Origin of the sequence: Enterococcus sp. AZ091, from assembly GCF_051714805.1 — a bacterium.
Taxonomy (GTDB): Bacteria; Bacillota; Bacilli; order Lactobacillales; family Enterococcaceae; genus Enterococcus_D; species Enterococcus_D gallinarum.
Window position 1 is genome coordinate 1137123 of the sequence record NZ_JBIOSO010000001.1, and the last position, 25314, is coordinate 1162436.

At 42.3% G+C, this 25314-nt stretch carries 20 protein-coding genes; 17 read left to right on the forward strand and 3 right to left on the reverse strand.

The window, feature by feature from the left end:
- The first annotated feature begins 11 nt into the window (after positions 1–11).
- Both IGJ28_RS05875 and IGJ28_RS05880 read left to right on the forward strand, forming a co-directional pair.
- The gene (locus tag IGJ28_RS05875; protein WP_438845287.1) at positions 12–1526 is read left to right on the forward strand and encodes an extracellular solute-binding protein; all 1515 of its coding nucleotides are present in this window, start codon (positions 12–14) and stop codon (positions 1524–1526) included.
- 56 nt (positions 1527–1582) lie between these two features.
- The gene (locus IGJ28_RS05880; RefSeq protein WP_252712083.1) at positions 1583–4645 is read left to right on the forward strand and encodes an alpha-mannosidase; all 3063 of its coding nucleotides are present in this window, start codon (positions 1583–1585) and stop codon (positions 4643–4645) included.
- A gap of 241 nt (positions 4646–4886) precedes the next feature.
- Here IGJ28_RS05880 and rnjA read toward each other — a convergent pair whose 3' ends face one another.
- A complete protein-coding gene (gene rnjA / locus IGJ28_RS05885) occupies positions 4887–6566 on the reverse strand; it encodes a ribonuclease J1 (protein ID WP_195957462.1) in 1680 nt (559 codons plus the stop codon).
- A gap of 2 nt (positions 6567–6568) precedes the next feature.
- Positions 6569–6781 (reverse strand): DNA-directed RNA polymerase subunit epsilon, encoded by a 213-nt coding sequence (locus IGJ28_RS05890; protein WP_003127351.1) that lies wholly within the window; start codon positions 6779–6781, stop codon positions 6569–6571.
- 407 nt (positions 6782–7188) lie between these two features.
- Between IGJ28_RS05890 and IGJ28_RS05895 the strand changes: the two genes are divergently transcribed.
- The 3 genes from IGJ28_RS05895 (at position 7189) to IGJ28_RS05905 (ending at position 11485) form a co-directional block, all read left to right on the forward strand.
- Positions 7189–8922, forward strand: a complete 1734-nt coding sequence (locus tag IGJ28_RS05895) for an ABC transporter ATP-binding protein (protein WP_103300569.1) — start codon at positions 7189–7191, stop codon at positions 8920–8922.
- On the forward strand, positions 8919–10676 hold the full coding sequence (locus IGJ28_RS05900) for an ABC transporter ATP-binding protein (RefSeq protein ID WP_438845288.1): 1758 nt from the start codon (positions 8919–8921) through the stop codon (positions 10674–10676). The genes IGJ28_RS05895 and IGJ28_RS05900 overlap by 4 nt, the downstream gene beginning before the upstream one ends.
- Positions 10677–10942: 266 nt before the next feature.
- Entirely contained in the window at positions 10943–11485 is a 543-nt protein-coding gene (locus tag IGJ28_RS05905) for a gamma carbonic anhydrase family protein (RefSeq protein ID WP_003127358.1), read from the forward strand.
- 83 nt (positions 11486–11568) lie between these two features.
- On the opposite strand, the gene clpP is transcribed toward IGJ28_RS05905, so the two are convergent.
- Entirely contained in the window at positions 11569–12159 is a 591-nt protein-coding gene (gene clpP, locus IGJ28_RS05910) for an ATP-dependent Clp endopeptidase proteolytic subunit ClpP (RefSeq protein WP_003127359.1), read from the reverse strand.
- A 179-nt stretch (positions 12160–12338) separates the two neighbouring features.
- On the opposite strand from clpP, the gene IGJ28_RS05915 reads away from it, so the two are divergent.
- From IGJ28_RS05915 to IGJ28_RS05970, 12 genes are all read left to right on the forward strand, one after another.
- Entirely contained in the window at positions 12339–12857 is a 519-nt protein-coding gene (locus IGJ28_RS05915; protein ID WP_003127360.1) for a hypothetical protein, read from the forward strand.
- Positions 12858–13175: 318 nt separating this feature from the next.
- Positions 13176–13919 carry a glycerophosphodiester phosphodiesterase gene (locus IGJ28_RS05920; RefSeq protein ID WP_081132083.1) on the forward strand — a complete coding sequence of 248 codons (744 nt, stop codon included), beginning with the start codon at positions 13176–13178 and terminating at the stop codon, positions 13917–13919.
- Positions 13919–14839, forward strand: a complete 921-nt coding sequence (gene miaA / locus IGJ28_RS05925; protein ID WP_081132082.1) for a tRNA (adenosine(37)-N6)-dimethylallyltransferase MiaA — start codon at positions 13919–13921, stop codon at positions 14837–14839. Before IGJ28_RS05920 ends, miaA begins: the two co-directional genes overlap by 1 nt.
- On the forward strand, positions 14836–16074 hold the full coding sequence (gene hflX / locus IGJ28_RS05930) for a GTPase HflX (RefSeq protein ID WP_081132081.1): 1239 nt from the start codon (positions 14836–14838) through the stop codon (positions 16072–16074). Before miaA ends, hflX begins: the two co-directional genes overlap by 4 nt.
- A gap of 258 nt (positions 16075–16332) precedes the next feature.
- Complete coding sequence (locus tag IGJ28_RS05935) at positions 16333–16713, forward strand: MerR family transcriptional regulator (RefSeq protein ID WP_003127364.1); 381 nt, start codon at positions 16333–16335, stop codon at positions 16711–16713.
- Between the two features lie 46 nt (positions 16714–16759).
- The gene (glnA, locus tag IGJ28_RS05940) at positions 16760–18100 is read left to right on the forward strand and encodes a type I glutamate--ammonia ligase (protein ID WP_005471630.1); all 1341 of its coding nucleotides are present in this window, start codon (positions 16760–16762) and stop codon (positions 18098–18100) included.
- Between the two features lie 558 nt (positions 18101–18658).
- Positions 18659–20263, forward strand: coding sequence for a CTP synthase (locus tag IGJ28_RS05945; RefSeq protein ID WP_003127367.1), 1605 nt, complete (start codon positions 18659–18661; stop codon positions 20261–20263).
- Between the two features lie 397 nt (positions 20264–20660).
- Positions 20661–22538: a BglG family transcription antiterminator gene (locus tag IGJ28_RS05950; protein ID WP_252712085.1), complete on the forward strand. Its 1878-nt coding sequence runs from the start codon at positions 20661–20663 to the stop codon at positions 22536–22538.
- A gap of 3 nt (positions 22539–22541) precedes the next feature.
- Entirely contained in the window at positions 22542–23327 is a 786-nt protein-coding gene (locus tag IGJ28_RS05955) for a tyrosine-protein phosphatase (RefSeq protein ID WP_081132079.1), read from the forward strand.
- A 15-nt stretch (positions 23328–23342) separates the two neighbouring features.
- Positions 23343–24593 (forward strand): PTS sugar transporter subunit IIC, encoded by a 1251-nt coding sequence (locus IGJ28_RS05960; RefSeq protein WP_438845289.1) that lies wholly within the window; start codon positions 23343–23345, stop codon positions 24591–24593.
- 45 nt (positions 24594–24638) lie between these two features.
- A complete protein-coding gene (locus IGJ28_RS05965) occupies positions 24639–24938 on the forward strand; it encodes a PTS sugar transporter subunit IIB (protein ID WP_081132077.1) in 300 nt (99 codons plus the stop codon).
- Position 24939: 1 nt separating this feature from the next.
- Positions 24940–25299: a PTS lactose/cellobiose transporter subunit IIA gene (locus IGJ28_RS05970; RefSeq protein ID WP_003127372.1), complete on the forward strand. Its 360-nt coding sequence runs from the start codon at positions 24940–24942 to the stop codon at positions 25297–25299.
- Positions 25300–25314 lie beyond the last annotated feature (15 nt).

Here is a 25314-nt window from a genome sequence, read left to right on the forward strand (position 1 = left end):
TATTGTTTTTGTTGTCCTTCGTCTGGCTGTTGTCGGCTTGCCAATCTAGTCCAAGTGAAAAAGTAGCAGATGACGTAAAGTCGATTCATTTAATGAGGAATGATTTTACAGACGTGAGGCCGAAAAGCGAAGACCTGTGGATGTGGCAAGAGTACGAGAAGAAGTCTGGAGTCAAAGTACAGTGGGAAGAAGTAAAAGAGTTTGGGGAAAAGAAGAATTTGATTCTATCAGGAAAGCTGCCTGATGCCTTTTATCAGACCGGCTGGAGCAATGATGAGATCGTGAAATACGGACAGCAAGGATTGTTCATTCCATTAGAAGATCTGATTGCCGAACATGCGCCGAATCTGCAAAAAATCTTAGATGAAAATCCGATTGTCAAAAAGACGTTAACAGCACCGGATGGTCATATGTACTCGCTGCCGTATATGTCTTTGGATCCAATGAGCGGCGGGCGAACGGTTCGACTGTATATCAATCAAAATTGGCTGGATGAATTGTCCTTGGATGTGCCTCGTACAACAGATGAACTGAAAGAGGTTCTAGCTGCTTTTGTAGCGAGCGGGGAAGGACGAGAAGGGTATTATATGCCAAGTGGCTGGTTAGCCGGCGGACTGGAAAAGGTCTTGATGGCTTCCTATGGATTGGGGACAGGCGGCAGACAGGCGATGGGGAATATGCTGTTTGTGGATGAAGCGGGGCAATTACAGTTGACCATCAACCATGAACGGATGCGGGAAGTCTGGATGTACCTAAGAGAGTTGTATGCAGAAGGATTAGTTGCAAAACAATCCTTTGCCGGCGTGGATGATGACAAATGGCGAGCGGATGCTGCCCAAGACAAAGTTGGTCTCTTCCAGTGGGTCGATCCTGATTTCATTGGCCCATTTGGACCAGAAACGTATACACCGATCAATGTCATTGAAGGACCTTATGGCGACAAGACACTTTATACGGAACCGCCTGTTTCTGGTACTTCCGCATTTATCATTACGAAGGATGCAGCAGATCCAGGATTACTTCTTGAGTGGGTGGATTACTTCTATAGTCCTGAAGGGCAGATTTTTGCTTATTTAGGAGAAGAAGGAGTGACCTATGAAGTTGACGAAGATGGGCACATGGTCTATATTGACGAAATCTTAAACTATCAAAACGGGCCGCAACTCGGTGCTTTCCAGTGGGTCGATAATGTGTATGGAGGCTATTTCCCTTATGCGGAATTGGATCAAGAAATCAGAGATCGAGCGTTTGGCAAAGAACCGGCTGTCTATGATGATGTCAAAGAAGAATATATGCCGGAATACATGCTGCCGACATTTATGGCAACGGAAGAAGAAGCAGCGGAATTGTCAACGATCGTTACAGATATCTCAACCCATGTGGAACAATCGCGGGTAAAGTTCATTACAGGTGAATGGAATTTTGAAAAGGATTGGACCAACTATGTGCAGCAATTGGATCGTATCGGTGCCCAACGCTTATTGGAGATCCGTCGGCAACAATTTGAACGCTTTAATCAAGACTAACTTAAGGGCGAATAAGCAGTAGGAAAACCTAGTGAATGCCAAAGGAGCAGAACAAAATGGATTATTTTATGCAAGAAGCAAAAATCAAGCGCCGCATTCAAGAAATCGAGGCATTGAGGTATCGAAACAAGCGTCAGATCCAGCAATGGTTTGTCACAGAGGATCAGACAAAGTGTCAGAAATATCCGCCACTCTTTTCGACTGAACAAGTCATGCACATAGGGGAAACGTGGCAAGGAAGGGATCGCTATTTATGGCTTCAAGCGAAAGTCACCATTCCCCCGAAGATGAATATATTGTTTTTTGATTTTGGAAAAACTGGTGGCGGCAATAACTCTGGTTTTGAATCACTTTTATTTATTGATGGTGTCCCTGTTCAGGGAATCGACGCCAACCACAAAGAATTTCTATTAGAACCTGCACATTTAGGAAAAGAAGTGATCGTTGCACTGAAGTTATGGTCTGGACTAGAAGGCGGTGGCGAAGAACGGCAGCTGACCCATGAACTGAAAGTTGCATTTATCGGTTATTTGGATGAAGAAGCCAACAATTATTTTTATCTTTCTAAAATGATTTTAGAAACGATCCAGCAATTAGCAGAGGACCATGACCGCAAATATCGGCTGCTCAAGATGTTGAATGGTTCGTTTCAACGGATCGATTGGCGAGAAAAAGGATCACCGCAGTTTTATGATAGTTTGCGGGAAGCACATCTTTTTCTAAAAGAGGCGCTGCAAGCACTTCCCAAAAGTGACTTGGTTCAAGTCACAGCGATTGGACACACCCACATTGATCTTGCGTGGCTTTGGCAGTTGAAGCACACGCGTGAAAAGGCGGCCCGCAGCTTTTCTACAGTCTTGAAATTGATGAAAGAATACCCAGAATATGTGTTCCTTCAAACTCAGCCGCAAATTTACCAATATATCAAAGAGGACTATCCTGAATTGTATGTGCAAATCAAACAACGAATCGCAGAAGGCCGCTGGGAAGTTGATGGCGCCATGTGGGTCGAAGCAGATTGTAATCTGCCTAGTGGCGAATCCCTTATTCGCCAGATTCTCTACGGAAAAAAGTTTATTCGCGAGGAATTCGGGCGAGAAAGCACCTATCTCTGGCTGCCGGATGTTTTTGGGTATTCATGGGCGTTGCCGCAGATTCTGAAAAAAAGTGGAATCAATACCTTTATGACGACGAAAATAAGTTGGAATCAATACAATCGCATGCCAAACGACACCTTTCTATGGAAGGGGATCGATGGCTCTGAAATTTTGACGCATTTCATCACGACACCCGTTCCAGGTGGTGGCAGCTGGACAGAAAAATCCAATTGGTTTTACACGTATAATGGGTTGCTGACCCCGGAGACGGTTTTAGGAGTATATCGCAGCTATCAGAATAAAGCATTGAATCAACATCTATTGATTTCCTATGGACATGGAGATGGCGGCGGTGGTGTCACCCGAGAAATGTTGGAAAACCGCAGAAAGATGGCTGAAATTCCGGGATTACCGATGCTTAAAACGGGTCGGGCTGCTGACTTTTTTGAAGAGTTACATGAAACTGTCGACCAAAATTCGAACGATCTACCAATCTGGGATGGGGAACTGTATTTGGAGTACCATCGCGGTACCTATACTTCGCAGGCCTTTATCAAGAAAATGAATCGCTGGTTTGAAATACGCTTGCGGGAACTTGAATGTTTGTACAGTCTTCAGTCTATGACAGCAGGAACGGCTTATCCTGCTGCAGTATTCGAAAAGCTTTGGAAAAGCGTCTTGAAGAATCAATTTCATGACATTATCCCGGGCTCTTCCATCAAAGAAGTCTATCAAGATTATCGGAACGAAGCACTTGCTTGTCAAAAGCAGCTTCATGCTCTGACAACTGCTCTTGAGACAGAAGAACAACAATTACGTATCATCAATACAGCCGCTTGGCAGCGAACAAGCATCATTGCAGTAGCACCGGGCACGGTACCTGAACAGCAGCAAGTTTTCTTCGACGGTTCTTGTTACGCTCTGGTACATTTGCCAGCATTCCAAGCGAGTCTTTTGCCGGATTGTATCTGTGCGTTGCCATTGGAAGCAGTGTCCGTTAGTGAAAAAGACCGACTCGAGACTCCGTTTTATCAAGTCCGATGGAATGAGGCGGGGCATTTGACCCAGATCTATGACAAAACCGCACAACGAGAAGTGCTTGCTGGGACAGGGAATGTCTTTCAATTATTTGAAGACAAACCATTGAATTTCGATGCGTGGGATATCGATCTTTTTTATCAAGAAAAAGGCACGGAGTTAAGCAGTGCAGGCATTCAAGTCATCGCGAACAATCCTTTGTTTACTGTCTTAGAACAGCAAGTCACTTTTGGGCAGTCAACTATTTTACAAAAAATCTATTTCTATGCTCATACGAAGCGAATTGATTTTGTTACCACGGTGGATTGGCAAGAACGCCAGCAATTGTTGAAAGTGAAATTTGATGTCAATATTCGCGCGACAGAAGCTATTTTTGATATTCAGCATGGGAATGTGAAGCGTCCAACTCACTGGAACACGAGCTGGGATATCGCCAAATTTGAGACAGTAGGTCATCAGTGGGCGGATGTTGCACAAATGGATTACGGGGTGGCCCTTTTGAACGACTGCAAATACGGCTACGATATCAAAGGCAATCAGCTGCGATTATCTTTATTAAAAGGAGCAACATACCCGGATCCTCAGGCAGATCTTGGTTCCCACACGCTTACCTACAGCCTATTTCCGCATCAAGGAGATTTTGCAACTGGTCAGGTGATGGAAGAAGCTTGGGAGATCAATGCACCATTGAGTCAACTTCAAATAGAGATGGCAAGTATTCCTCTTGAAATCGAGGCTGATGAAAGTGTGATAATCGACGCATTGAAGTTAGCGGAAGATCAAAGCGGGTGGATTTTGCGTTGCTATGACCATTTAGGGAGCGATCGCGACGTTACCATTCACTGTCATGGAACTGGCAAAATTCGCTGGCAAGAGACGAACATGATGGAAGAAGCTAGCGAAGAGTTAAAAGCGGAGCCGATCGCATTTTCATTGCATCCATATGAAGTTAAAACCATTAAACTGGTGCTTAGCGAAAAGTAGATAGTTCTCCTGAAGAGATGTATCGGTGAGATCACTTCTTAGATCGTTTTTAAGACAGTTTTTAATATAGCCTCCAATATAGCTAAGTTTCCAAAGTAGTTTTAAATAGCTGTGGCAAGAGACAATATCGATAATCCTGCGTCCAATTTCGAAAGAAGAGAGTCTTAAACCTGAGGAAGTCAGTAGGATGAAAAATAAAAAACTCGACCAATTCCATTGAGGGTTTGGTCGAGTTTTTTTGTTAGAGGTCGTCAGGTGTCATGATCATCGAAAGAATCATTGGGTGACGTTCTGTTTTTTCAAATAAGAAGGGTTGCAAAGCAGCTGACATGGCTTCTCGCATTTTATGTTCGCTAGGATCTGGCTGGTTCAAGACTTCTCTGAGGGCACGGAACAGGATCTGTTGTGCTTCATTGATCATCTCGCCAGATTCCCGCATATAGACGAATCCGCGGGAAAGAATGTCTGGTCCTGCTAAGACTTCTTTTTTCGCCAAGTCGACGGTGGCTACGGCTAGCACTAAGCCTTCTTCTGATAAGATACGACGGTCTCGTAAGACAACGTTACCGATGTCGCCAATTCCACTACCATCAACATAGACATCACCCGCATTGAAATGACCTGCTCGACGAGCAGAATCTGCAGTTAACGCCAGCATATCACCGTTTTCCATAATAAAACAGTTCTCTTTTGGAACGCCGACATCTTGTGCCAGTTGGGTATGGATATTCAACATTCTGAACTCTCCATGGACCGGCATAAAGAACTTAGGCTTCATCAAACGAAGCATCAATTTTTGTTCTTCTTGACCACCATGTCCCGAGGTATGGATATTATTCAATTTCCCGTGGATCACATGTGCACCTGCTTCTAACAGCAAGTTGATCAAGTGGTTGACACTAGTCGTATTTCCAGGGATCGGTGAACTAGAGAAAATGACCGTATCGTCTGGATGGATCTGAATTTGTCGATGAGTACCATTGGCGATCCGACTAAGGGCTGCCATTGGTTCCCCTTGAGAGCCAGTACATAGGATCATGGTTTCATTAGCTGGTAAGCGATTGATCTCATGAGATTCGACAAATGTACCGTCAGGGACTTTGATATAACCTAAGCGCTGCCCATTAACGATCGCATTTTCCATACTTCGACCGAAGACAGCGATCTTACGACCTGTGGCAACCGCAGCATCTGCTGCTTGTTGCAAACGGAAAATATTGGAAGCGAAGCTGGCAAAGATGATCCGGCCTTCGATTTTTTCGAAAATCTTGCGGATCGAACTACCAATCGTTTTTTCTGACTTGGTAAAGGTCGGAATCTCAGCATTGGTACTGTCAGAAAGGAGGCATAGCACACCTTCTTCTCCGATTTTGGCCATTTTGTGTAGGTTTGCTGGTTCGCCCACGGGTGTGAAATCGAACTTAAAGTCACCAGTTGCTACGATATTTCCCGAAGGTGTTTTCACCACAACGCCTAGCGCATCAGGAATACTGTGGGTCGTTCGGAAAAAGCTGACCGATGTTTTGCGGAAGCGAATCACGGTATCTTCATTGATCTCATGTAATGTAGCATCTCGCAGTAACCCGTGTTCATCCAACTTGTTGGTAATCAAAGCCAATGCTAATGGACCAGCATAGATTGGGATATTTGCTTCACGCAGAAGGTAAGGAATACCACCAATATGATCTTCATGACCATGAGTGATGACTAAGCCTTTGACTTTCGTGATGTTTTGGACAATGTAGCTATAATCGGAAATCACATAGTCGATCCCAAGCAGTTCATCTTCCGGGAATTTGATCCCGGCATCAATCAAGATGATCTCGTCTTGGAATTGAACCCCATAACAGTTTTTTCCGATCTCGCCTAGTCCGCCGACGCCGAATACGCCAGTTTCATTATTTTTTAGAGAAACTTTCATTATTAAAACTCCGCTAATTTGAAATCAGCGTTCTCTTTTTCATACGCAAGATGTTTTTCATCAAGTTCTTGAATAAACTCGATGTTATATGGGGTGTTTTGTTCGACTGTACGGCGTGCAGCAACCGCGCTTTCTGCGTCAATGTACAGGGAATGGGTTTGTTCTCTTTTTGGGTTGCGGTCTTTTGTTTCTTGATAGTAAACTTTGTAAATCATACAAATTCTCCTTTATCTGCTAATGCAGTAGTTTATCGTTTTGTTCGATTCGGTGCATCACAAAATCAAGGCCCTAGATAAGTGACCTGAAAAGTGGGGGTCGTCAGTGGACCGCTACATGCTTTTTCCAGACAATCGTTGTGAGAAAAAAGAGAAAGCCTCGTCTTTGCTTTCCAAATGTTGTCATAAAAAATTCACCGGTTTTTGTAAATCGTTCCATTACAAGTAGTATTAGTTTATCATAGAAAAGTAAATAAGTATAGAAACTAGTTGGTTTGAAAGGGCTTCCCTTGGTCATCCTTAAAAAAATACTTTAAAATATCTCCTTTTTTTCTTCGGGAAGTGGGTTACTTGAAATTGGGACTATGATATAGTAAAAGTAATGTGTAAAAAAAGGAGGGGCTTTTTTGAAATTAATGTGGCATTACACAATGCGCAATAAAAAACTGTTGGTTTTTAATTTCATCTGTGTGTTTGGATTTATTTTGATTGAACTAGGATTACCCACATTGCTGGCTCGAATGATCGATGTCGGTATTCGAAATGGTGACCGAGAGTATATCTGGAAGATGGGAATGGCAATGATTGCTATTACTTTGACAGGGATCGCAATGAATATTATGTTAGGGTACTTTACCTCAAGAATCACAACGAATATCGTAGCAGATGTTCGAGATGATCTTTTTGAAAAGGTGCAAGGTTATTCACATACGGAATATGAAAAAATCGGTGTTTCATCCTTGATTACTCGGGTGACCAATGATGCATATCAAATCATGTTGTTCTTGCAGAATATTCTGCGGATCGGATTGATGACGCCGATGATGTTTGCGGTCAGTTTGTATATGGTCATGCGGACAAGTACAAAATTAGGGATGTATGTGTTAGGGGCACTGCCGATCTTGTTGATTGCTGTGATAGCCATCGCAAAGATTTCCGAGCCGTTGTCTAACAAGCAGCAAGCCAATTTGGATAAGATCAATGGTATTTTGCGGGAAAACTTGTCTGGTTTACGGGTCATCCGTGCGTTCGTAAATGAGAAATTTGAAGAGAAACGCTTTAGCAAAGTCAATCAAGCGTATGCATCCAGCTCTCGCAGCTTGTTCCGTTTGATGGCGACAGCACAGCCGGGCTTTTTCTTCTTATTCAATATCGTGATGGTACTGATCATTTGGTCAGGAAGTATTCAAATCGAAAATGGGCAACTGCAAGTCGGTGACTTGATTGCTTTTATCGAATACATCTTCCATGCTCTATTCTCATTCATGTTGTTTGCGACTGTCTTTACGATGTATCCACGTGCAGCGGTCTCAGCCCGACGGATTCAGGAGGCATTGGATATGACTTCAGAAATCGTGGAAGCCGAACAGCCAGTGACAGAAGGCAAGACCAAAGGATATGTGGAATTTAAGAATGTGACATTTGCCTATCCGGGACATGCTGAGAGTCCTGTGATCCGCAATGTTAGTTTTACTGCTTCTCCTGGTGAAACAGTTGCTTTCATCGGCAGTACTGGAAGCGGGAAATCAACATTGATCCAATTGATCCCTCGTTTTTATGATGTCACAAAAGGACAGGTTTTGATTGATGGGATCGATGTTCGCGAGTACAGCTTGTCCGCTTTGAGAAATAAGATCGGATTTATTCCCCAAAAAGCGTTGCTGTTCACTGGAACGATCGCAGAAAATCTGCGCTATGGGAAAGAAGATGCGACACAAGCGGACTTAGAACGTGCGGTTGAGATCGCACAAGCAGCTGATTTTATTGCTAAAACACCGGATGGCTTTGATGCACGTCTAGCAGAAGGAGGCACGAACTTTTCTGGTGGTCAGAAACAACGGCTGGCGATCGCTCGTGCGGTGATCCGTCGTCCCGAGATCTATATTTTTGATGATAGTTTTTCTGCACTGGATTATCAAACCGATGCCAAATTACGGGCGCGTTTGAAAAAAGAAACGACCGAATCAACTGTTTTGATCGTGGCGCAACGTGTGGGGACGATCATGCACGCGGATAAAATCATTGTGTTGAATGAAGGCGATGTAGTTGGTATCGGCACCCACAAAGAACTGTTGGAAAACTGCTCGGTTTATTACGACATTGCAGCATCACAATTATCAGAGGAGGAGTTGGCACAATGAAAGCATTCTCTTCTTTAAAACGTTTAGGGCGCTACATCAAACCCTACAAAGTCTCCTTTATTTTAGTCTTACTTTTTACTGTCGCTACAGTTGGCTTTAACGCGGCATTGCCGTATGTGTCCGGATTGCCTACAACAGAGATCAGTCGGAATATTGCAGCGGGAGAGCCGCTGAATTTTGATTACATCATCGTTTGTTTGATCTGGATCACCGTTGTCGGTGTAGGGTATTGTTTCTCACAATTAATGTCAGGGCTTTTGATCACAAATGTCGTTCAATCTGCGATGCGTGATTTACGTCAAGACATTGAAGAAAAGATCAACCGCTTGCCTGTTTCATATTTTGACAAAAATCAGCAAGGAAATATCTTGTCACGGGTAACGAACGATGTGGATGCAGTCAGTGGTGCGATGCAGCAAGCCTTGATCGGGATCGTCAATGCCTTTCTAGGAATCATCATGGCGATAGCGATGATGTTTTATATCAATTCGTTTATGGCGTTGATCGCATTGATCATGATTCCAACGTCATTGATCATTTCAAGAACGATCGTTAAGAAATCGCAAAAAGACTTCCAAGGCATGCAAAATGCATTAGGAGACTTGAACGGTTATGTTCAGGAAAATATGACTGGTTTCAGTGTATTGAAAGTCTATGGACGAGAAAAACAAACACTTGACGGCTTTAAAAAAGTCAATCACCAACTGCGCTATTACGGCTTCCGTTCGGCCTTCGTCTCGGGATTGATGATGCCGTTAGTTCAAATGACTGCCTACTTTACGTATATTGCTATGGCAGTTATGGGAAGTTTCTATGTAATTGGCGGTGTGATCGTGGTAGGGCAACTGCAAGCCTTTATCCAATACATTTGGCAAGTGAGTCAGCCAATGGGGAATATTACCCAGCTTTCCTCTGTCTTACAAAGTGCTTCGGCAGCTGCAAAACGGGTTTTTGAAATTTTGGATGAACCGGAAGAACCAGTCAACCAAACAGATATTCCATTGCCAGCGGAATTTCATGGGGATGTTCAATTTGAACATGTCGGTTTTGCCTATGATCCGAAGAAACCGCTGATCAAAGATTTGAACTTTGAAGTGAAAGCTGGTCAGACGGTAGCGATCGTCGGACCAACTGGAGCCGGAAAGACCACATTGATCAATTTGTTGATGCGTTTCTACGATGTCAACGAAGGGGCGATCAAGATTGATGGTATTGATACGAAGAAAATGGCCCGCAGCGATGTCCGTTCGTTATTCGGCATGGTTCTGCAAGATGCTTGGTTGTATGAAGGAACGATCGGAGACAATATTCGTTTTGGTAAGTTAGATGCGACCGATTATGAAGTGGTAGATGCAGCTAAAACAGCCAATGTGGATCATTTCATCCGGACGATGCCGGACGGTTATGAGATGTTTATCAATTCCGAAGGGGATAATATCTCGCTTGGTCAAAAACAACTCTTGACGATTGCTCGAGCAGTCATTTCTAATCCGAAAATCTTGATCTTAGATGAAGCAACAAGCTCTGTGGACACACGGCTCGAAGCGTTGATCCAAAAAGCGATGGACAAAGTGATGGAAGGACGAACCAGTTTCGTCATTGCTCACCGGTTGTCTACGATTCGGGAAGCCGATTTGATCTTAGTCATGGATCAAGGAGCAATCATAGAAAAAGGCAATCATGAAACACTACTGGCAGCTGGCGGATTTTACAGTCAGCTTTATCAGAGTCAGTTTTCAGAAGAAGCAGAATAGGTCAAAAGAGTGTGGTGTCAGCCGCACTCTTTTTTTGTATGAAGTGTAAAGATATCCGCATATAGTCGCTGTTCTCTTACGGACTGATTCATGGTTTTCATAGTTATTCGTGGTATCCTGAGTACAGGAATAGAGTAGTATAGTAGTAAAGTATAGTAGTAAAGTGTAGTAGTAAAGTATAGTAGTAAAGTGTAGTAGTAAAGTATAGTAGTAAAGTGTAGTAGTAAAGTATAGTGGAGAAAGAAAAATCCTAAAGGAGTTTAACAATGGATCGGAAAAAAGAGACAAATAGCCAAAAACGAAATCAACTAAACGCAGAAACTGCTAGTACGCAAAACTTTATCGCGCCAAATGCGACTGTCGTCGGAGATGTCACCATCGGCAGTGAGGCGACTGTCTGGTTCCAAGCAGTTTTGCGGGGAGATGCAAATTATATTCGAGTAGGTGAGCGGACCAATATTCAAGATGGGACGATCATTCATGTGGATCATGATGCACCCACGATCATTGCAGAAGATGTGACTGTCGGTCATCAGTGCATGCTTCATGGCTGTAAGATTGAAAAAGGGGCCTTAATCGGCATGAGTTCCATTGTTTTGAACCATGCAGTTATCGGTGAAAACAGTTTGATTGGTGCCGGTTCTTTAGTTACTCAAGGAACGATCATTCCGCCCAATGTGCTGGCTTTTGGACGTCCTGCTAAAGTGATTCGTCCGTTGACAGAGGAAGAAATTGCCAAAAACAAAGCCAATATCGCCCATTATGTTTCCTTGGGAAAAGACTACTTGCAAGGGAAATATGTTTATTAATGGCAAGCGAAGTCAATCGGATCTCGTTTAATGGCGCAAAAAAACCAGCGTGCTTCAGCACAGCTGGTTTTTTGATGGATGAATTATTTTAAGCTGTTTGATTCCATGATCTCGTCGATCAAGCCGTAATCTTTTGCTTCTTGAGCAGTCATGAAGTTATCACGGTCTGTGTCTTTTTCGATGACTTCGATCGGTTGACCTGTTCGCTCAGACAAGATTTTGTTTAAGCGTTCGCGAGTTTGCAAAATGTGACGGGCTGCGATTTCGATCTCTGTTGCTTGTCCTTGTGCGCCACCTAATGGTTGGTGGATCATGATTTCAGCATTTGGCAAAGCAAAGCGTTTGCCTTTTTCACCAGCTGTCAATAAGAATGAACCCATTGAGGCAGCCATCCCCATAACGATCGTTTGCACGTCTGCTTTGATGAAGTTCATGGTATCAAAGATTGCTAGTCCGGCTGTTACGCTTCCGCCTGGTGAGTTGATGTACAAGTAGATATCTTTTTCAGAATCTTGTGCATCCAAGAATAAAAGTTGGGCGATGATCGAATTGGCTAAATCATCTGTTACTTGACCACTTAACATAATGATGCGGTCTTTTAATAGACGAGAATAGATATCATAGGCTCTTTCGCCACGAGATGATTGTTCAATGACTGTAGGAATTAAATTCATTTTTTAGTCCTCCTAAAAATCGATATAGATATAGTTTAGCACAAAGTTTTTGCAATATCTAAAAGTAAGTATACCCATTAGGTCAATAAAGGTCAAATAAAAAGTTCGTTATCTTTTTTGCCTCTCTTTTAAATTATGATACAATAAAAAGAAAGTAAGCATGAAAGGGTCAGAAGAAAATGGCAGTAGCGATTGCAGGTTTTATCGGCGTATTAGTAGGCGCCTTATTAGTAACGATCATCTTCAATCTTAGAATTCGTTACGATGAACAAAAAGAAAAACGGCGACGGCTGTTGGAGCATAAAGTCAAAGAAATCGAGACACTTCTCCAATTGAACCGGAAAATCAGCGAAATTTTACAAAAACGGGTGATCCTGATGGACGAATATGTCAGTTTCGATGCTTTCGATGACTGTTATATAACGATCGATGATTTTGCTTATTTACAGTCTTTTGCCGCACAGAATAACTTTTATTTGCCGAATTATTTTTTAGAAGAATTTTTCAAGAAAATCGGTACCCGCAGAGTGATCCTTTCACCAGAAGAAACGGTGAAGATCGGCGGTTATACGTATAAAGGCGGTCGTGTCATCATGGAGAATTTCTTGGATACACTGACTGAAATGGTCAATGAGCGCAAAACGCAAATGAAAAATTTGACCAATGAACCATTAACTTATTTTTCTAAACCATTATAGTCGAGTCAATCGAGAATGGGGCTATAACATTGAGTCTGTGACAGAAGTTGCAACGAGATGATCCAAAGGACGTGAACGGAATTGCGCTCTCCATCGTGTATTTGATGAAGACCTGCTGCAGAGTCAGAGTAGGAGCAATTTCATGATTGTTGGGAGGATCATTTTGTGGAAAAACTTCTGTCATAGCCTCTTTTTTTGTCGATTCTCTGATATATACAAATCCTAGCGATGCCTTTAGAAAATGAGGATGGCACAAGGAGTAGGAGTTTGGTTCTATGGGGTTCCGTGGTAAAATAGAAAAAGATTGGAGTGAAACAAATGGTACAAATCGTTGCCCATCGTGGCAGTAGTGGAGACCGTCCAGAGAACACGTTACCAGCCTTTGCAGAAGCAGTTCGGGTCAAAGCCGATATCATTGAACTAGATGTTCATCTATCAAAGGATGGTCACCTGATCGTAATGCATGATGAAACAGTCGATCGCACCACGAACGGCAAAGGCCGAATTTGTGATAAAACGCTGACAGAACTAAAAGAATTGAATGCCGGCAGCTGGTTCTCAGAAGATTATGCCGCCACAAAAGTGCCGACGTTGAAGGAAGTCCTCGATCTTTTAGCAGCAAAGAATTATCGTGGTATTTTAACGATTGAATTGAAAACAGACCATTACGAGTATCAAGGGATCGAAAAGAAAGTATCTGAATTGTTAGCCAGTCAAAGCTGGCCCTTTACTCATTGGTATTGTTCATTCAATGTTGACACATTGGATCGATTGTATGCGATTGAACCGCAAGCAACCTTTGACTTTATTATGGGAAAATCGGAGGAGAAACCTCCGTTAGCATTGTCGCGCCCTTACATTGAAGGGATTCATCCTGCCTATGAGTGGGTCAAGAAACATGAGGAACAGATCGCGGATTATCCGATTGCCATTCGTCCTTGGACAGTCGATACAGAAGCGGAAATTCGTCACTGTCTTGCAGTAGGGGTCACGGGAATTATTACCAATTTTCCTGAGCGAGTCCGGGAAGTCCAAAGGAAGGTTCAGGAGGAAGCTCATTGATGGAAAAAGTGATTGTGGTAGTCGGACCGACTGCGGTTGGAAAAACGGCCTTAAGCATCGAACTGGCGAAAAAGTATCAGGGAGAAGTGATCAGCGGCGACTCCATGCAGATCTATCGTGGCTTAGATATTGGGACAGCCAAGGTAACAGCTGCAGAAATGCAAGGAATCCCTCATCATCTGATCGATATTCGCGACAGCCATGAATCCTATTCTGTGGCAGAATTTCAAAAAGAAGCCCGCGAGTTGATCACGGCCATCCATCAACGAGGCCATCTGCCTATCGTAGCAGGGGGAACCGGATTGTATATCCAAGCTTTGCTCTATGACTATCAATTAGGAGCCGCTGAGGAAAGTGATCCTTCCGTTCGGCAGCGCTACCAGCAAGAAGCAGCAAGAATTGGCAAAGAAGCGCTATGGCAAAAGTTGCAGGCATTAGATCCTTTAGCCGCAGCAAAGATCCATTACAACAATGAACGTAAAGTGATCCGCGCGTTGGAAGTCTTGGAAACAACGGGAACAAGCATTGCAGCTCCGACTACTGCACCGGAAGCGGTATACGATTATTTTATGATTGGGCTTTCCACAGACCGACAGTTGTTGTATCAGCGTATTGATCAGCGAGTCGATCAAATGGTGGCAGCAGGTTTGGTTGCGGAAGCACAACAGGTGCTGATCCATCCTGAGACCCAAGCAGCAAAAGGAATCGGGTACAAAGAATTTGCCCCTTATTTTGCCGGTACATGTTCATTAGAAGAAACGGTCGCACAAATCAAACAACAGTCTCGCAGGTACGCCAAACGGCAACTGACTTGGTTCAAGAATCGACTCGCTCCTAGATGGGTCGATCTTGTCCAGCATCCTGAGGACGTATCTTCGATCGAAAAAGCGATCGACCAATGGTTGGAGGAGAAGGAATGACACAAGAACGCGTAATCCTTGTTGGCGTAGAAACAGAACGAAATTATTCGACCTTTGCGTCCTCAATGAATGAATTGAAAAGTTTGACTAAAACAGCAAACGGAGAGGTGATTTTTTCACTGATCCAAAAACGGCCGCAAGTTGATCGGCAAACAGTGATCGGAAAAGGAAAATTGGCTGAACTGCAACAGTTAGTGGATGCCCATGAAGCTGATTTGGTGATTTTCAATCATGAATTGACACCCCGACAAAGCCAGTTGATTGGTGAAGAATTAGGGGCGCCCGTTATTGATCGTGTCCAATTGATTTTAGATATCTTTGCTATGCGCGCTCGTTCAAAAGAAGGAAAACTGCAAGTAGAGCTGGCACAATTAGATTATTTGCTGCCTCGATTGATCGGACAAGGGAAAAATATGTCCCGTCTGGGGGGCGGTATTGGAACGAGAGGACCAGGAGAAACCAAACTGGAGACGGATCGACGCCATATCCGTAATCGGATCACGATCATTAAACGAGAGTTGAAGGAAGTCGCTGCTCATCGTGATCGTACCCGTCAGAAACGCCGCGACAGTCAAGTCTTTCAGATCGGTTTGATCGGGTATACCAATGCTGGGAAATCAACGATTTTGAATTTATTGACTAGCGCGGATACCTATGAGCAAGACCAACTGTTTGCGACGTTAGATCCTTTGACAAAGCGTTGGCGGTTGCCGGAAGGATTGGAAGTGACCGTTACCGATACTGTCGGCTTTATTCAAGAACTGCCGACACAATTGATCGATGCCTTTCATTCTACATTAGAAGAGAGTCAAAATATGGATCTGCTGCTGCATGTGGTTGATGCTGGTTCTCATGATCGGCAACAGCAAGAAAAAACAGTTTTAGCATTGATGGAAGAACTATCATTGACGCAAGTCCCAGTTCTGACGATCTATAATAAAGCTGATCGCATTGATCCAGAACAATTTGTGCCGACGCTGTTCCCCAATGTTTTGATTTCTGCCAAGAGCAGTAAAGGGAAAGAACAACTGATCCAAGCAATTAAAATGGAACTCATGCAAATCATGCAGCCTTATCAAACCGTTTTAGCTGCCAATGAAGGCAAGCGATTGAACCGTTTGAAGCGGGAAACACTCTTGCTTACCAATGACTTTGACGAGGAAGATCAAACCTATCACCTAAAAGGTTTTGCATTGCCAGGTTCTGCCGGGATCTATCCAACAATTGAAGAGTAACGCTCAGGAAATGAAGTGGTCGAGCTGTGTGTAGGGAATTCTAATACCTTCACGCAGTTTTTTTTCAGTTATTCCCATTGGAAATTTTTTTCATTCAACCAGTAAAAGGATGGTTTTCTAGTGATTGTTCTGCCAAACAGAAAAAAAATAAATGTCTATGTCACTTTTTCTTACATGAAGGGTTGACAGTGGAAAAAACAATTGGTATAGTTTCAATTAAGTTATGCAGGATCATCTAAATGAGGGAGGCGCCACGTTATGCGGGAAAAAGAGTTGCGGCGTTCGATGTCTGTCTTTCCGATTGGAACAGTGATGAAACTAACGGATCTGACGGCTCGTCAAATTCGTTACTATGAAGAACAAGAACTGATCCATCCAGAACGCAGTGATGGTAATCGACGCATGTATTCATTAAATGATATCGATACGCTATTAGAAATCAAAGACTATCTGTCAGATGGTTTGAATATGGCTGGGATCAAACGTGTGTACGAGATGAAAATTGCCAAAGAACAAGAAGCAAAGAACAAACCGCCACTGACTGACGAAGATGTTCGTCGAATCTTTTATGACGAACTCCTAGCGCAAGGTGGTCTGAATCAACAACAGCCATTCCAACAAAAAGGTCCGCTAATGTAGATCAATGTTGTGGCACGAAAGAATAAAGGTCAAAGGAAGGGATATTATGCCGAAAATTGAAAGAACAGCCGAAGATATCAAACAAATCGTTAAAGACGAGAATGTACGTTTCTTGCGCTTGATGTTTACTGACATCTTGGGAACGATCAAAAATGTAGAAGTACCAGTTAGCCAATTGGAAAAAGTACTTGAGAACAAAATGATGTTCGATGGCTCCTCCATTGAAGGATTCGTACGGATTGAAGAAAGTGATATGTACCTTTACCCAGATTTATCTACTTGGATGATTTTCCCATGGGAAAGTGAGCATGGCAAAGTCGCTCGTTTGATTTGTGATATCTACAACCCTGATGGCACGCCATTTGCTGGCGATCCTCGCGGCAATTTAAAACGGGCACTATCAGATATGGAATCTCTAGGTTTTACTTCTTTCAATCTTGGGCCTGAACCGGAATTTTTCCTTTTCAAATTAGATGAAGATGGCGAAATCACAACAGACCTAAATGACAAAGGCGGCTATTTTGATTTTGCACCGACTGACTTAGGTGAGAACTGCCGCCGCGATATCGTATTAGAATTAGAAAGCCTTGGTTTTGAAGTGGAAGCCTCCCACCACGAAGTAGCACCAGGCCAGCACGAAATCGACTTTAAATATGCCGATGCGGTAGAAGCGTGCGATAACATCCAAACTTTCAAATTAGTTGTCAAAACGATTGCCCGCAAACACGGATTGCATGCGACATTTATGCCAAAACCATTATATGGCATCAATGGGTCAGGTATGCACTGCAATATGTCCTTGTTCAATGGAAAAGAAAATGTCTTCTTTGATGAAGAAGGACCAATGCAGTTGAGCCAAACGGCGTATCATTTCCTAGCCGGTTTGATTGAACATGCCCGTGCTTATACAGCAGTCTGCAACCCAACAGTCAATTCTTACAAACGTCTGGTCCCAGGTTACGAAGCACCGGTTTATGTTGCTTGGTCAGGACGCAACCGTTCACCACTGATTCGTGTTCCTGAATCTCGCGGCTTGTCCACCCGGTTAGAATTGCGCTCCGTTGATCCATCCGCTAATCCGTATTTGGCAATGGCTGTCTTGCTGCAAGCCGGTTTAGATGGTATCCGTCGTGAGTTGACACCGCCGCCTGCAGTGGACCGCAACATTTATGTGATGAATGAAGAAGAACGTGCAGAAGCACAAATCGAAGACCTGCCATCAACGATCCACAATGCGATCAAAGAATTGCGTAAAGATGACGTGATGATCGATGCATTGGGCAAACACATTTTTGCGAACTTTGTGGAAGCCAAACGTTTGGAATGGGCCGCTTTCCGTCAAACAGTTTCTGAGTGGGAACGCGAGCAGTACCTTGAATTGTACTAATCAATTACTAGTCGTTCGATCTGCAGAGGCAACAAACGAATAAGTCATTGGAAGATGGTCCTTAGAATCTATTGAAGCGTCTGTGACAACCGATACAAAAAAAGAAACCGCTAGAGAAAACCAATCTAGCGGTTTTGTTCTGTTATCTATTCAAAGTAGAAGACAGGAATCGAACCTGCACCTTGTTTTCGCAAAAATGATAAGAAAACGATTTCTGATCATTTGTAACAAAACAAGTAAAGCACCGAGCTTCCTCTACAAGAATCATTATGACAAGCAGACCCAAAGAATCCATTAAGAAAGTAAGAAAGAAGTTTAGCGATTTGTGAATGTTCATCGAAATCAGCGATTTTTCGATGTATCCGCATCCAGAAAGGATTCGAGAAAAGTTTGCTTGACTTTTGCTAGGCAAGATTGTATCATTCTGTTTGGGCACTCTTGAAAAAGAGTCAGAAAGTGATTTAGAATTTTCGCTCCCTATTCATTTATGGATAGGGAGCTTTTCTTATTTTCTAAGTGCTTTTCCTGCAAAATAGTTTAAAAGGAGTTTTTCAGTTTATGACAAAATATATTTTTGTAACCGGCGGTGTGGTTTCTTCGATCGGTAAAGGTATTGTGGCAGCATCACTAGGACGCTTATTGAAGAATCGTGGCTTAAAAGTAACGATCCAAAAGTTTGATCCTTACATCAATGTTGATCCAGGAACGATGAGCCCATACCAACATGGTGAGGTATTCGTGACCGATGATGGTGCAGAAACAGATTTGGACTTAGGCCATTATGAACGTTTCATCGACATCAACTTGAACAAATACTCAAATGTAACGACTGGAAAAATCTATTCAGAAGTTTTGCGCAAAGAACGTAAAGGGGAATACTTAGGAGCAACTGTCCAAGTAATTCCGCACATCACCAATGAAATCAAAGAAAAAATCATGCGGGCAGCAAAAATGACCGATTCAGATGTCATCATCACTGAGGTCGGCGGAACCGTTGGCGACATCGAGTCGTTGCCGTTTCTAGAAGCGTTGCGCCAAATGAAAGCTGACGTTGGTTCGGACAATGTGATGTACATTCATACAACGTTGATTCCTTACTTAAAGGCAGCGGGTGAAATGAAAACCAAACCAACGCAACACAGTGTAAAAGAGTTGCGAGGATTGGGTATCCAACCAAATATCCTAGTGGTTCGGACTGAACAACCTGTGTCCCAATCAACAAAAAACAAATTGGCCCAATTTTGTGATGTTGCACCTGAAGCGGTTATCGAATCCCGAGACGTAGAAACACTCTATTCGATCCCATTGGCTTTACAAGCACAAGGAATGGATCAAATCGTTTGTGATCACTTGAAATTGAATGCGCCAGTAGCTGATATGACAGAATGGCAAGCATTAGAGGAAAAAGTATTGAACTTGAAAAAGAAAGTCCGCATTGCATTGGTAGGGAAATATGTGGAATTGCCAGATGCGTATCTGTCTGTTGTTGAAGCATTGAAACATTCTGGTTTTGCTTATGATGCCGACATTACGATCGATTGGATCAAAGCCCATGAGTTAACGAAAGACAATGTTGCCGAATACTTACAGGATGCAGACGGTATCTTAGTTCCCGGCGGTTTTGGCGATCGTGGAATCGAAGGCAAGATCGAAGCGATTCGGTATGCTCGTGAAAATGATGTCCCATTCCTAGGGATTTGTCTGGGAATGCAAATGGCCTGCGTGGAATTTGCCCGCAATGTCGTTGGGTTAGAAAATGCGAATTCGGCAGAAACTGATCCCGATACAGCAAACAACATCATTGATTTGATGGCAGATCAAGAAAATATTGAAAACTTAGGCGGTACGCTACGTTTAGGCTTGTATCCATGTAAAGTCAAAAAAGGAACGAAAACAGCTGCAGCCTATGAAGGAGAAGAAGTCGTACAAGAACGTCATCGTCACCGTTATGAATTCAATAATAAATACCGCGAAATCTTTGAAGCAGAAGGTATGGTCTTCTCAGGTGTCTCACCAGACAATCGCTTAGTTGAAATCGTTGAGATTCCAGAAAATAAATTCTTTGTTGGTTGCCAATTCCATCCCGAATTGATTTCACGACCAACACGTCCACAACGATTGATCAAAGCATTTGTTGGTGCATCATTAGACAATCGTGGGTAACACATATAGTACCAGATTAAAAACCAGCTGTTGAGCTGGTTTCAGGCTGTAGGCAATGTCCCGGAAAAGGGAGGCCTACAGCCTTTTTTTAAGCATAAGAGTACGCTCTAAATAAATGTGGGGGAAATATAGTCAGGATCACTCGACCCATTTATAAAGGAACGTTCTCATAAAACACCCTTCAAAAGTTAGTTTTTTGGGTTAACTTTTGAAGGGCGTTTCCGTTCTAGCCAGTGCTAGTGCTTTTTTTAGTAGCATCCGAAGTGATACGCCTTTTCAGCTACTCCTAACTATTAAAGATAAAACTTCTTGTAGAAATTGACCCTAATAAAAGGGACCATATACCTATGGAGGTTGACTACAATAGACTCTAAACTAATTAATGAGGGAGAGAAAGATGGAAAAAATAAGCTTATTGTTGATCAGGGCTCTTTCAGAGCAAGACGGGTTTATGACAACCAAAGAGATCGCTGCAAAAGTAGGTGTCAGTACGAAAACAGTTCGTAGATATGTGGAGAAAATCAATCAAAGCCAATCATTTTATGGCTGTGTGATACAAGGGAAGAAAGGAAGTGGCTTGTTTTTACAAATAATCAATCATGAATTATTTCAACGTAGCTTAGAAAACACACCTCAAGAAGATTTTGTGACACAAATCATTGAGTACTTCGTCCAAGAAGACGAATACATCAAGTCAGAATTATTATGTGAACGCTTATTTATCTCACAAAGCAAGTTATCTCAAGAACTCAAAAAACTGCGACGGATTTTAAGCCATTATAATTTATCCATCCAAACAAAGCCTTACTACGGCATGAAGCTTTGCGGCAGTGAATTCGACTTACGTCGCTTTATGGCAAGCAATTATCTGCAAAAGACACACCTTAAACAACTGCACCAATTACCTTCTAGTGAAGGGACGCCATCGCAGTTGCATCGACAGATTCAAGCAATCATTTTAGCTGAGTTTTCTCAAAAAGCTTATCCGATTTCAGAAGCTATAGTGACGAACTTAGTCAATCACCTAGCAATCGCTGTAATGCGAATGCAAAGCGGCCGCTACTTGGATCGCAATCTGCCTATTGGAGGAAGAACCAATGCTGAACAATCATTATTAGGCAAGCGAATCGTCAAGCGGATCGAAGAAGAATGCGGTGTTCTTTTTACAGAATGTGAGCGAAACTATGTGCTTGGTCAGATCGTGGGGAAACGGGTCATTCCCAAAAATGAAAAAAACGTTGTCTCAGAGGAAGTTTCGGACTTAGTGAGGCAAGTTCTAAAAAGAGTCAAAAACCGAAGACAAATTGACTTCAGTCAAGATTTGGACTTACAGACGATGCTGATGCTTCACTTTGTTCCTTTGATTGATCGAATCGAATTAGGAATTGAGCTGAAAAACCCGCTGTTAGATGACGTAAAAGTCCATTGCAATGTAGGGTACGACTTAGCTATTATTGCTGGACAAGTAATCGTTGCGCATTTCAATAAGCGTATCAGCGATCATGAACTTAGCTATTTAGCCATGCACTTTGATGTCGCCCTGAATAAGAAGAGTTCACAAACGCAGCGTAAGTATATTTTAGTTGTAAACGATCTGGGGAGAGCAGCCAATGCATTTTTAAAAGAAAAGTTTGAATTCTATTTCCGAAATTACATTAAAGAAGTAACGGTTTGTAATCAATATGAATTTGCTCAGTTCCTAAAAGAACAAGACTTTGATTTTATCTTTTCATCGATCGATCTACCTTATGAAGGAACCATTCCTGTAATGAGTTTTGACTATTTTATGCGGCCTGAAATGATCAAAAAAATAGCTGATGCACTGTCGACTGTTTTTACCGTTGAAAAACTTTTGACCTTCTTTAAGGAACCGCTGTTTATTTGTGACCAAGACTTTGAAACAAAAGAAGAAGTGCTGCATTTTTTATGTCATTGCATTAACGAACAATATCAGATGCCAAATAATTTTGAAGCTTTGGTATTTGAACGAGAAGCTTTTTTTGGAACCGATTTCTTGCCGATGGTTGCTTTTCCACACCCCAATGTATTGATTGGATCGGAAACAGTGATTGCTGTTGCCCATTTGAAGAAACCAATATTTTGGTATAAACAATCGGTTCGTTTGGTCTTCTTACTAGTCATTGCTGAGCAAGACCATTTAAAGGCTAAGTCGCTAAACGATCATTTGATCAAAATATGTACATCATCTGAGAAAGTGAACGAACTGATTGCAACGAATGACTTCATCACATTTATCCATCACTTAAAGGAGTAGATTATGACAGACAAAAAAATCAAACTATCAGGAGCATACAATTTTCGCGATTTTGGCGGCTACCGTAACAAAGAAGGAAAGCGTCTCATACGTGGGCGACTCTATCGTTCTGATGAATTAAGCAAGATTACAGCTGCAGATCAAGAAAAGTTAGTACAACTTGGAATCAGTAAGATCATTGATTATCGAAATAAAAAGGAAAGACTGAATAATGAAGATCGACCGATCGGTAATGCAGAGATTCTTTATTTGACACCCATTGCGGATATTGCTGCCCTAGCTTCTTCTGAACATGATGAAGAAAGTGCACTTTCTCCCCAAAAAATGACGGCGGCTCTGGCAAAAGAATTAATGATCCGTCAGAATGAAGAATTTGTTGAAAATAAACAGTGTCAAGACGTTTATAGAGAAGTCTTAGAAATTCACTTAGCTGAAGAGGGGGCAATCGTCCAACATTGCCGTGGAGGGAAAGATCGCACTGGTTATGGCGTCGCTCTCATTCAATTACTACTTGGCGTCAGTGAAGCAGATGTGATGCATGACTATCTCTTAACCAATGTATACAAAAAAGAAAAAAATGAGAAAAGCCTGCAGCGGTTGCTTCAAGAGACCGATAATCCCGATTTTGTTCAGGCGATGCGCTATTTTAAAGAAGCTGATCGTCATTTTTTGCAGAATGCATTGGCGCGAATCGGTGCTTATGGTGGAGTTGAGGACTATGTGGTCAACAAACTTGGTTTTTCCCAACAAAAAATCCGCCTGTTAAGAGAAAAATACTTACAAAATTAAGGATAGGAGGATATTATGAATACGTTTAAGAATAAGGTGTTGGCGGGAGCAATTAAGGTGCAAAATAATGTTTATATGAAAGCGATCTCTAATGCCATGATGGGGTTAATGCCGATTATGATGATCAGTTCGATTGCTTCTTTAATCAATGCTATCGATATTGGCAATACACAACAAATAATGGATCAAATAGGTCTTAAATCATTGTTGACACAAATCAATGCGATGACCATCGATGTCATTTCCGTCTATGTTGCCTTCTTAGTTGGCTATAAACTGGCGGAACATTTGAATGCAGATCAATTAAACGCTGGCATTATGAGTTTAGTTTCATTCTTGATTTTAAGTCCCATCGCAACATTCGAAGAGACCAAAGTGATCGAGTTTTCGACGCTGGGTTCTAGCGGAATGTTCGTTGCAATGTTCGGCGGGATACTAGGTGCAAGGATTTATATTCTATGTGTGGAAAAGAATCTGACAATCAAAATGCCAGACTCAGTCCCACCAATTGTCAATAAGTCCTTTGCTGCAATCGTTCCTGGAGTGATTGTTTCCACGATCATGGGGATTATTTATGTTGCAATAGCAGCTACTCCATATGGAACGTTAACAGATATGATCTACACGTGGGTTCAAGCACCGCTAACCTTGTTGGGTGCCAATGTGTTTGCTTGCATGATTATTGTGGCATTTATTGAATTCCTATGGTTTTTCGGTATCCATGGTGTATTGGCAGTCTATCCAGTGTTGATGCTGGTCTTTTATCAACCTATGCTAGACAACTTGGCTGTCTATAGTGCTGGTCAACCATTGCCACATTTGTTTACCATTGGTTTTATACTCAACAATCGCGGCGCTCGTTCCTTTGCAGTAGCTTTATTAGCCATTTTCAGTTGCAAATCAGAACAGCTCAAAGCTGTTGGGAAAATTGGATTGATTCCTTCTATGTTTGGGATCTCAGAGCCAATCAAATTTGGGATTCCGCAGGTGATGAACATAAGGATGTTGATACCACTTATGGTAACACCAGCTGTTTCTGTTTTATCAGCTTATTTATTAACGATTGTTGGCTTTATGCCTTATCATAATGGCGTTAATATCCCAACAGGATTTCCAATCATTTTTGGCGGTTTCTTAACGAATGGCTGGCAAGGGATTATCGCTCAGCTGATCCAATTTGTGTTATGTGTGCTGATTTATATTCCTTTCATGCGCTGGCAAGATAAAGCAGCACTGGCAGAAGAAGGAAAAATTGCGCAAGCATAACAAGTACTGACAGCCTATAAATTAAAATTAAGTGGGGGATTTAAGATGAAAAAGATTGTTTTAGTTTGTGCTGGTGGAATGTCTACTGGTGTCTTAGTAAATAATATGAAACAAGCAGCTCAAAAAAAAGCTATTCCAGTATCGATTGACGCATTTTCAATCGAATCGGTAGCTAGTGTGGCTAAAGGTGCAGATTGTGTGTTATTAGGTCCACAGGTTTCTTATCGTTTAGCAGAAGTTCAAGGGTTAGTGGCTTGCCCAACAGCTTCTATTGATATGCGAACTTACGGTATGATGGACGGACAAAAAGCACTAGAACAAGCGCTGGAATTGATAGGAGAGTAAGATGGAAGAAAAAGAACAAATTTGTTTTCAAATTATTTCCGAAGCTGGGATGGCAAGAAGTTGCTTTTTCGAAAGTATTCAACAAATGCGAAAAGAGCAAACAAAAGAGGCACTATCTGCGATTGAAAGCGGCAAGAGTCATTATCACAAAGCGCATATTGCTCATCGGCAATTGGTACAGCAAGAAGCACAAGGTGATAAAGTTTGGATGTCGTTGTTATTGAGTCACGCCGAGGACTTGTTAATGAGTGCAGATATTATGAGTGAGTTGGCCAAAGAGTTCAATTTACTTTATGAAGAAGTAAATGGGCTAAAGCAGATGATTGATCAGCATATTTCTTCATTGAACACAAAAGAATAACAATCAAAGAAGAAA

Coding starts and splice junctions, on each gene's coding strand:
- IGJ28_RS05880 (WP_252712083.1), top strand. CDS start 1,583: ATGGATTATTTTATGCAAGAAGCAAAAATCAAGCGCCGCATTCAAGAA.
- rnjA (WP_195957462.1), bottom strand. CDS start 6,566: ATGAAAGTTTCTCTAAAAAATAATGAAACTGGCGTATTCGGCGTCGGC.
- IGJ28_RS05890 (WP_003127351.1), bottom strand. CDS start 6,781: ATGATTTACAAAGTTTACTATCAAGAAACAAAAGACCGCAACCCAAAA.
- IGJ28_RS05900 (WP_438845288.1), top strand. CDS start 8,919: ATGAAAGCATTCTCTTCTTTAAAACGTTTAGGGCGCTACATCAAACCC.
- IGJ28_RS05905 (WP_003127358.1), top strand. CDS start 10,943: ATGGATCGGAAAAAAGAGACAAATAGCCAAAAACGAAATCAACTAAAC.
- clpP (WP_003127359.1), bottom strand. CDS start 12,159: ATGAATTTAATTCCTACAGTCATTGAACAATCATCTCGTGGCGAAAGA.
- IGJ28_RS05915 (WP_003127360.1), top strand. CDS start 12,339: ATGGCAGTAGCGATTGCAGGTTTTATCGGCGTATTAGTAGGCGCCTTA.
- IGJ28_RS05920 (WP_081132083.1), top strand. CDS start 13,176: ATGGTACAAATCGTTGCCCATCGTGGCAGTAGTGGAGACCGTCCAGAG.
- miaA (WP_081132082.1), top strand. CDS start 13,919: ATGGAAAAAGTGATTGTGGTAGTCGGACCGACTGCGGTTGGAAAAACG.
- hflX (WP_081132081.1), top strand. CDS start 14,836: ATGACACAAGAACGCGTAATCCTTGTTGGCGTAGAAACAGAACGAAAT.
- IGJ28_RS05935 (WP_003127364.1), top strand. CDS start 16,333: ATGCGGGAAAAAGAGTTGCGGCGTTCGATGTCTGTCTTTCCGATTGGA.
- glnA (WP_005471630.1), top strand. CDS start 16,760: ATGCCGAAAATTGAAAGAACAGCCGAAGATATCAAACAAATCGTTAAA.
- IGJ28_RS05945 (WP_003127367.1), top strand. CDS start 18,659: ATGACAAAATATATTTTTGTAACCGGCGGTGTGGTTTCTTCGATCGGT.
- IGJ28_RS05950 (WP_252712085.1), top strand. CDS start 20,661: ATGGAAAAAATAAGCTTATTGTTGATCAGGGCTCTTTCAGAGCAAGAC.
- IGJ28_RS05955 (WP_081132079.1), top strand. CDS start 22,542: ATGACAGACAAAAAAATCAAACTATCAGGAGCATACAATTTTCGCGAT.
- IGJ28_RS05960 (WP_438845289.1), top strand. CDS start 23,343: ATGAATACGTTTAAGAATAAGGTGTTGGCGGGAGCAATTAAGGTGCAA.
- IGJ28_RS05965 (WP_081132077.1), top strand. CDS start 24,639: ATGAAAAAGATTGTTTTAGTTTGTGCTGGTGGAATGTCTACTGGTGTC.
- IGJ28_RS05970 (WP_003127372.1), top strand. CDS start 24,940: ATGGAAGAAAAAGAACAAATTTGTTTTCAAATTATTTCCGAAGCTGGG.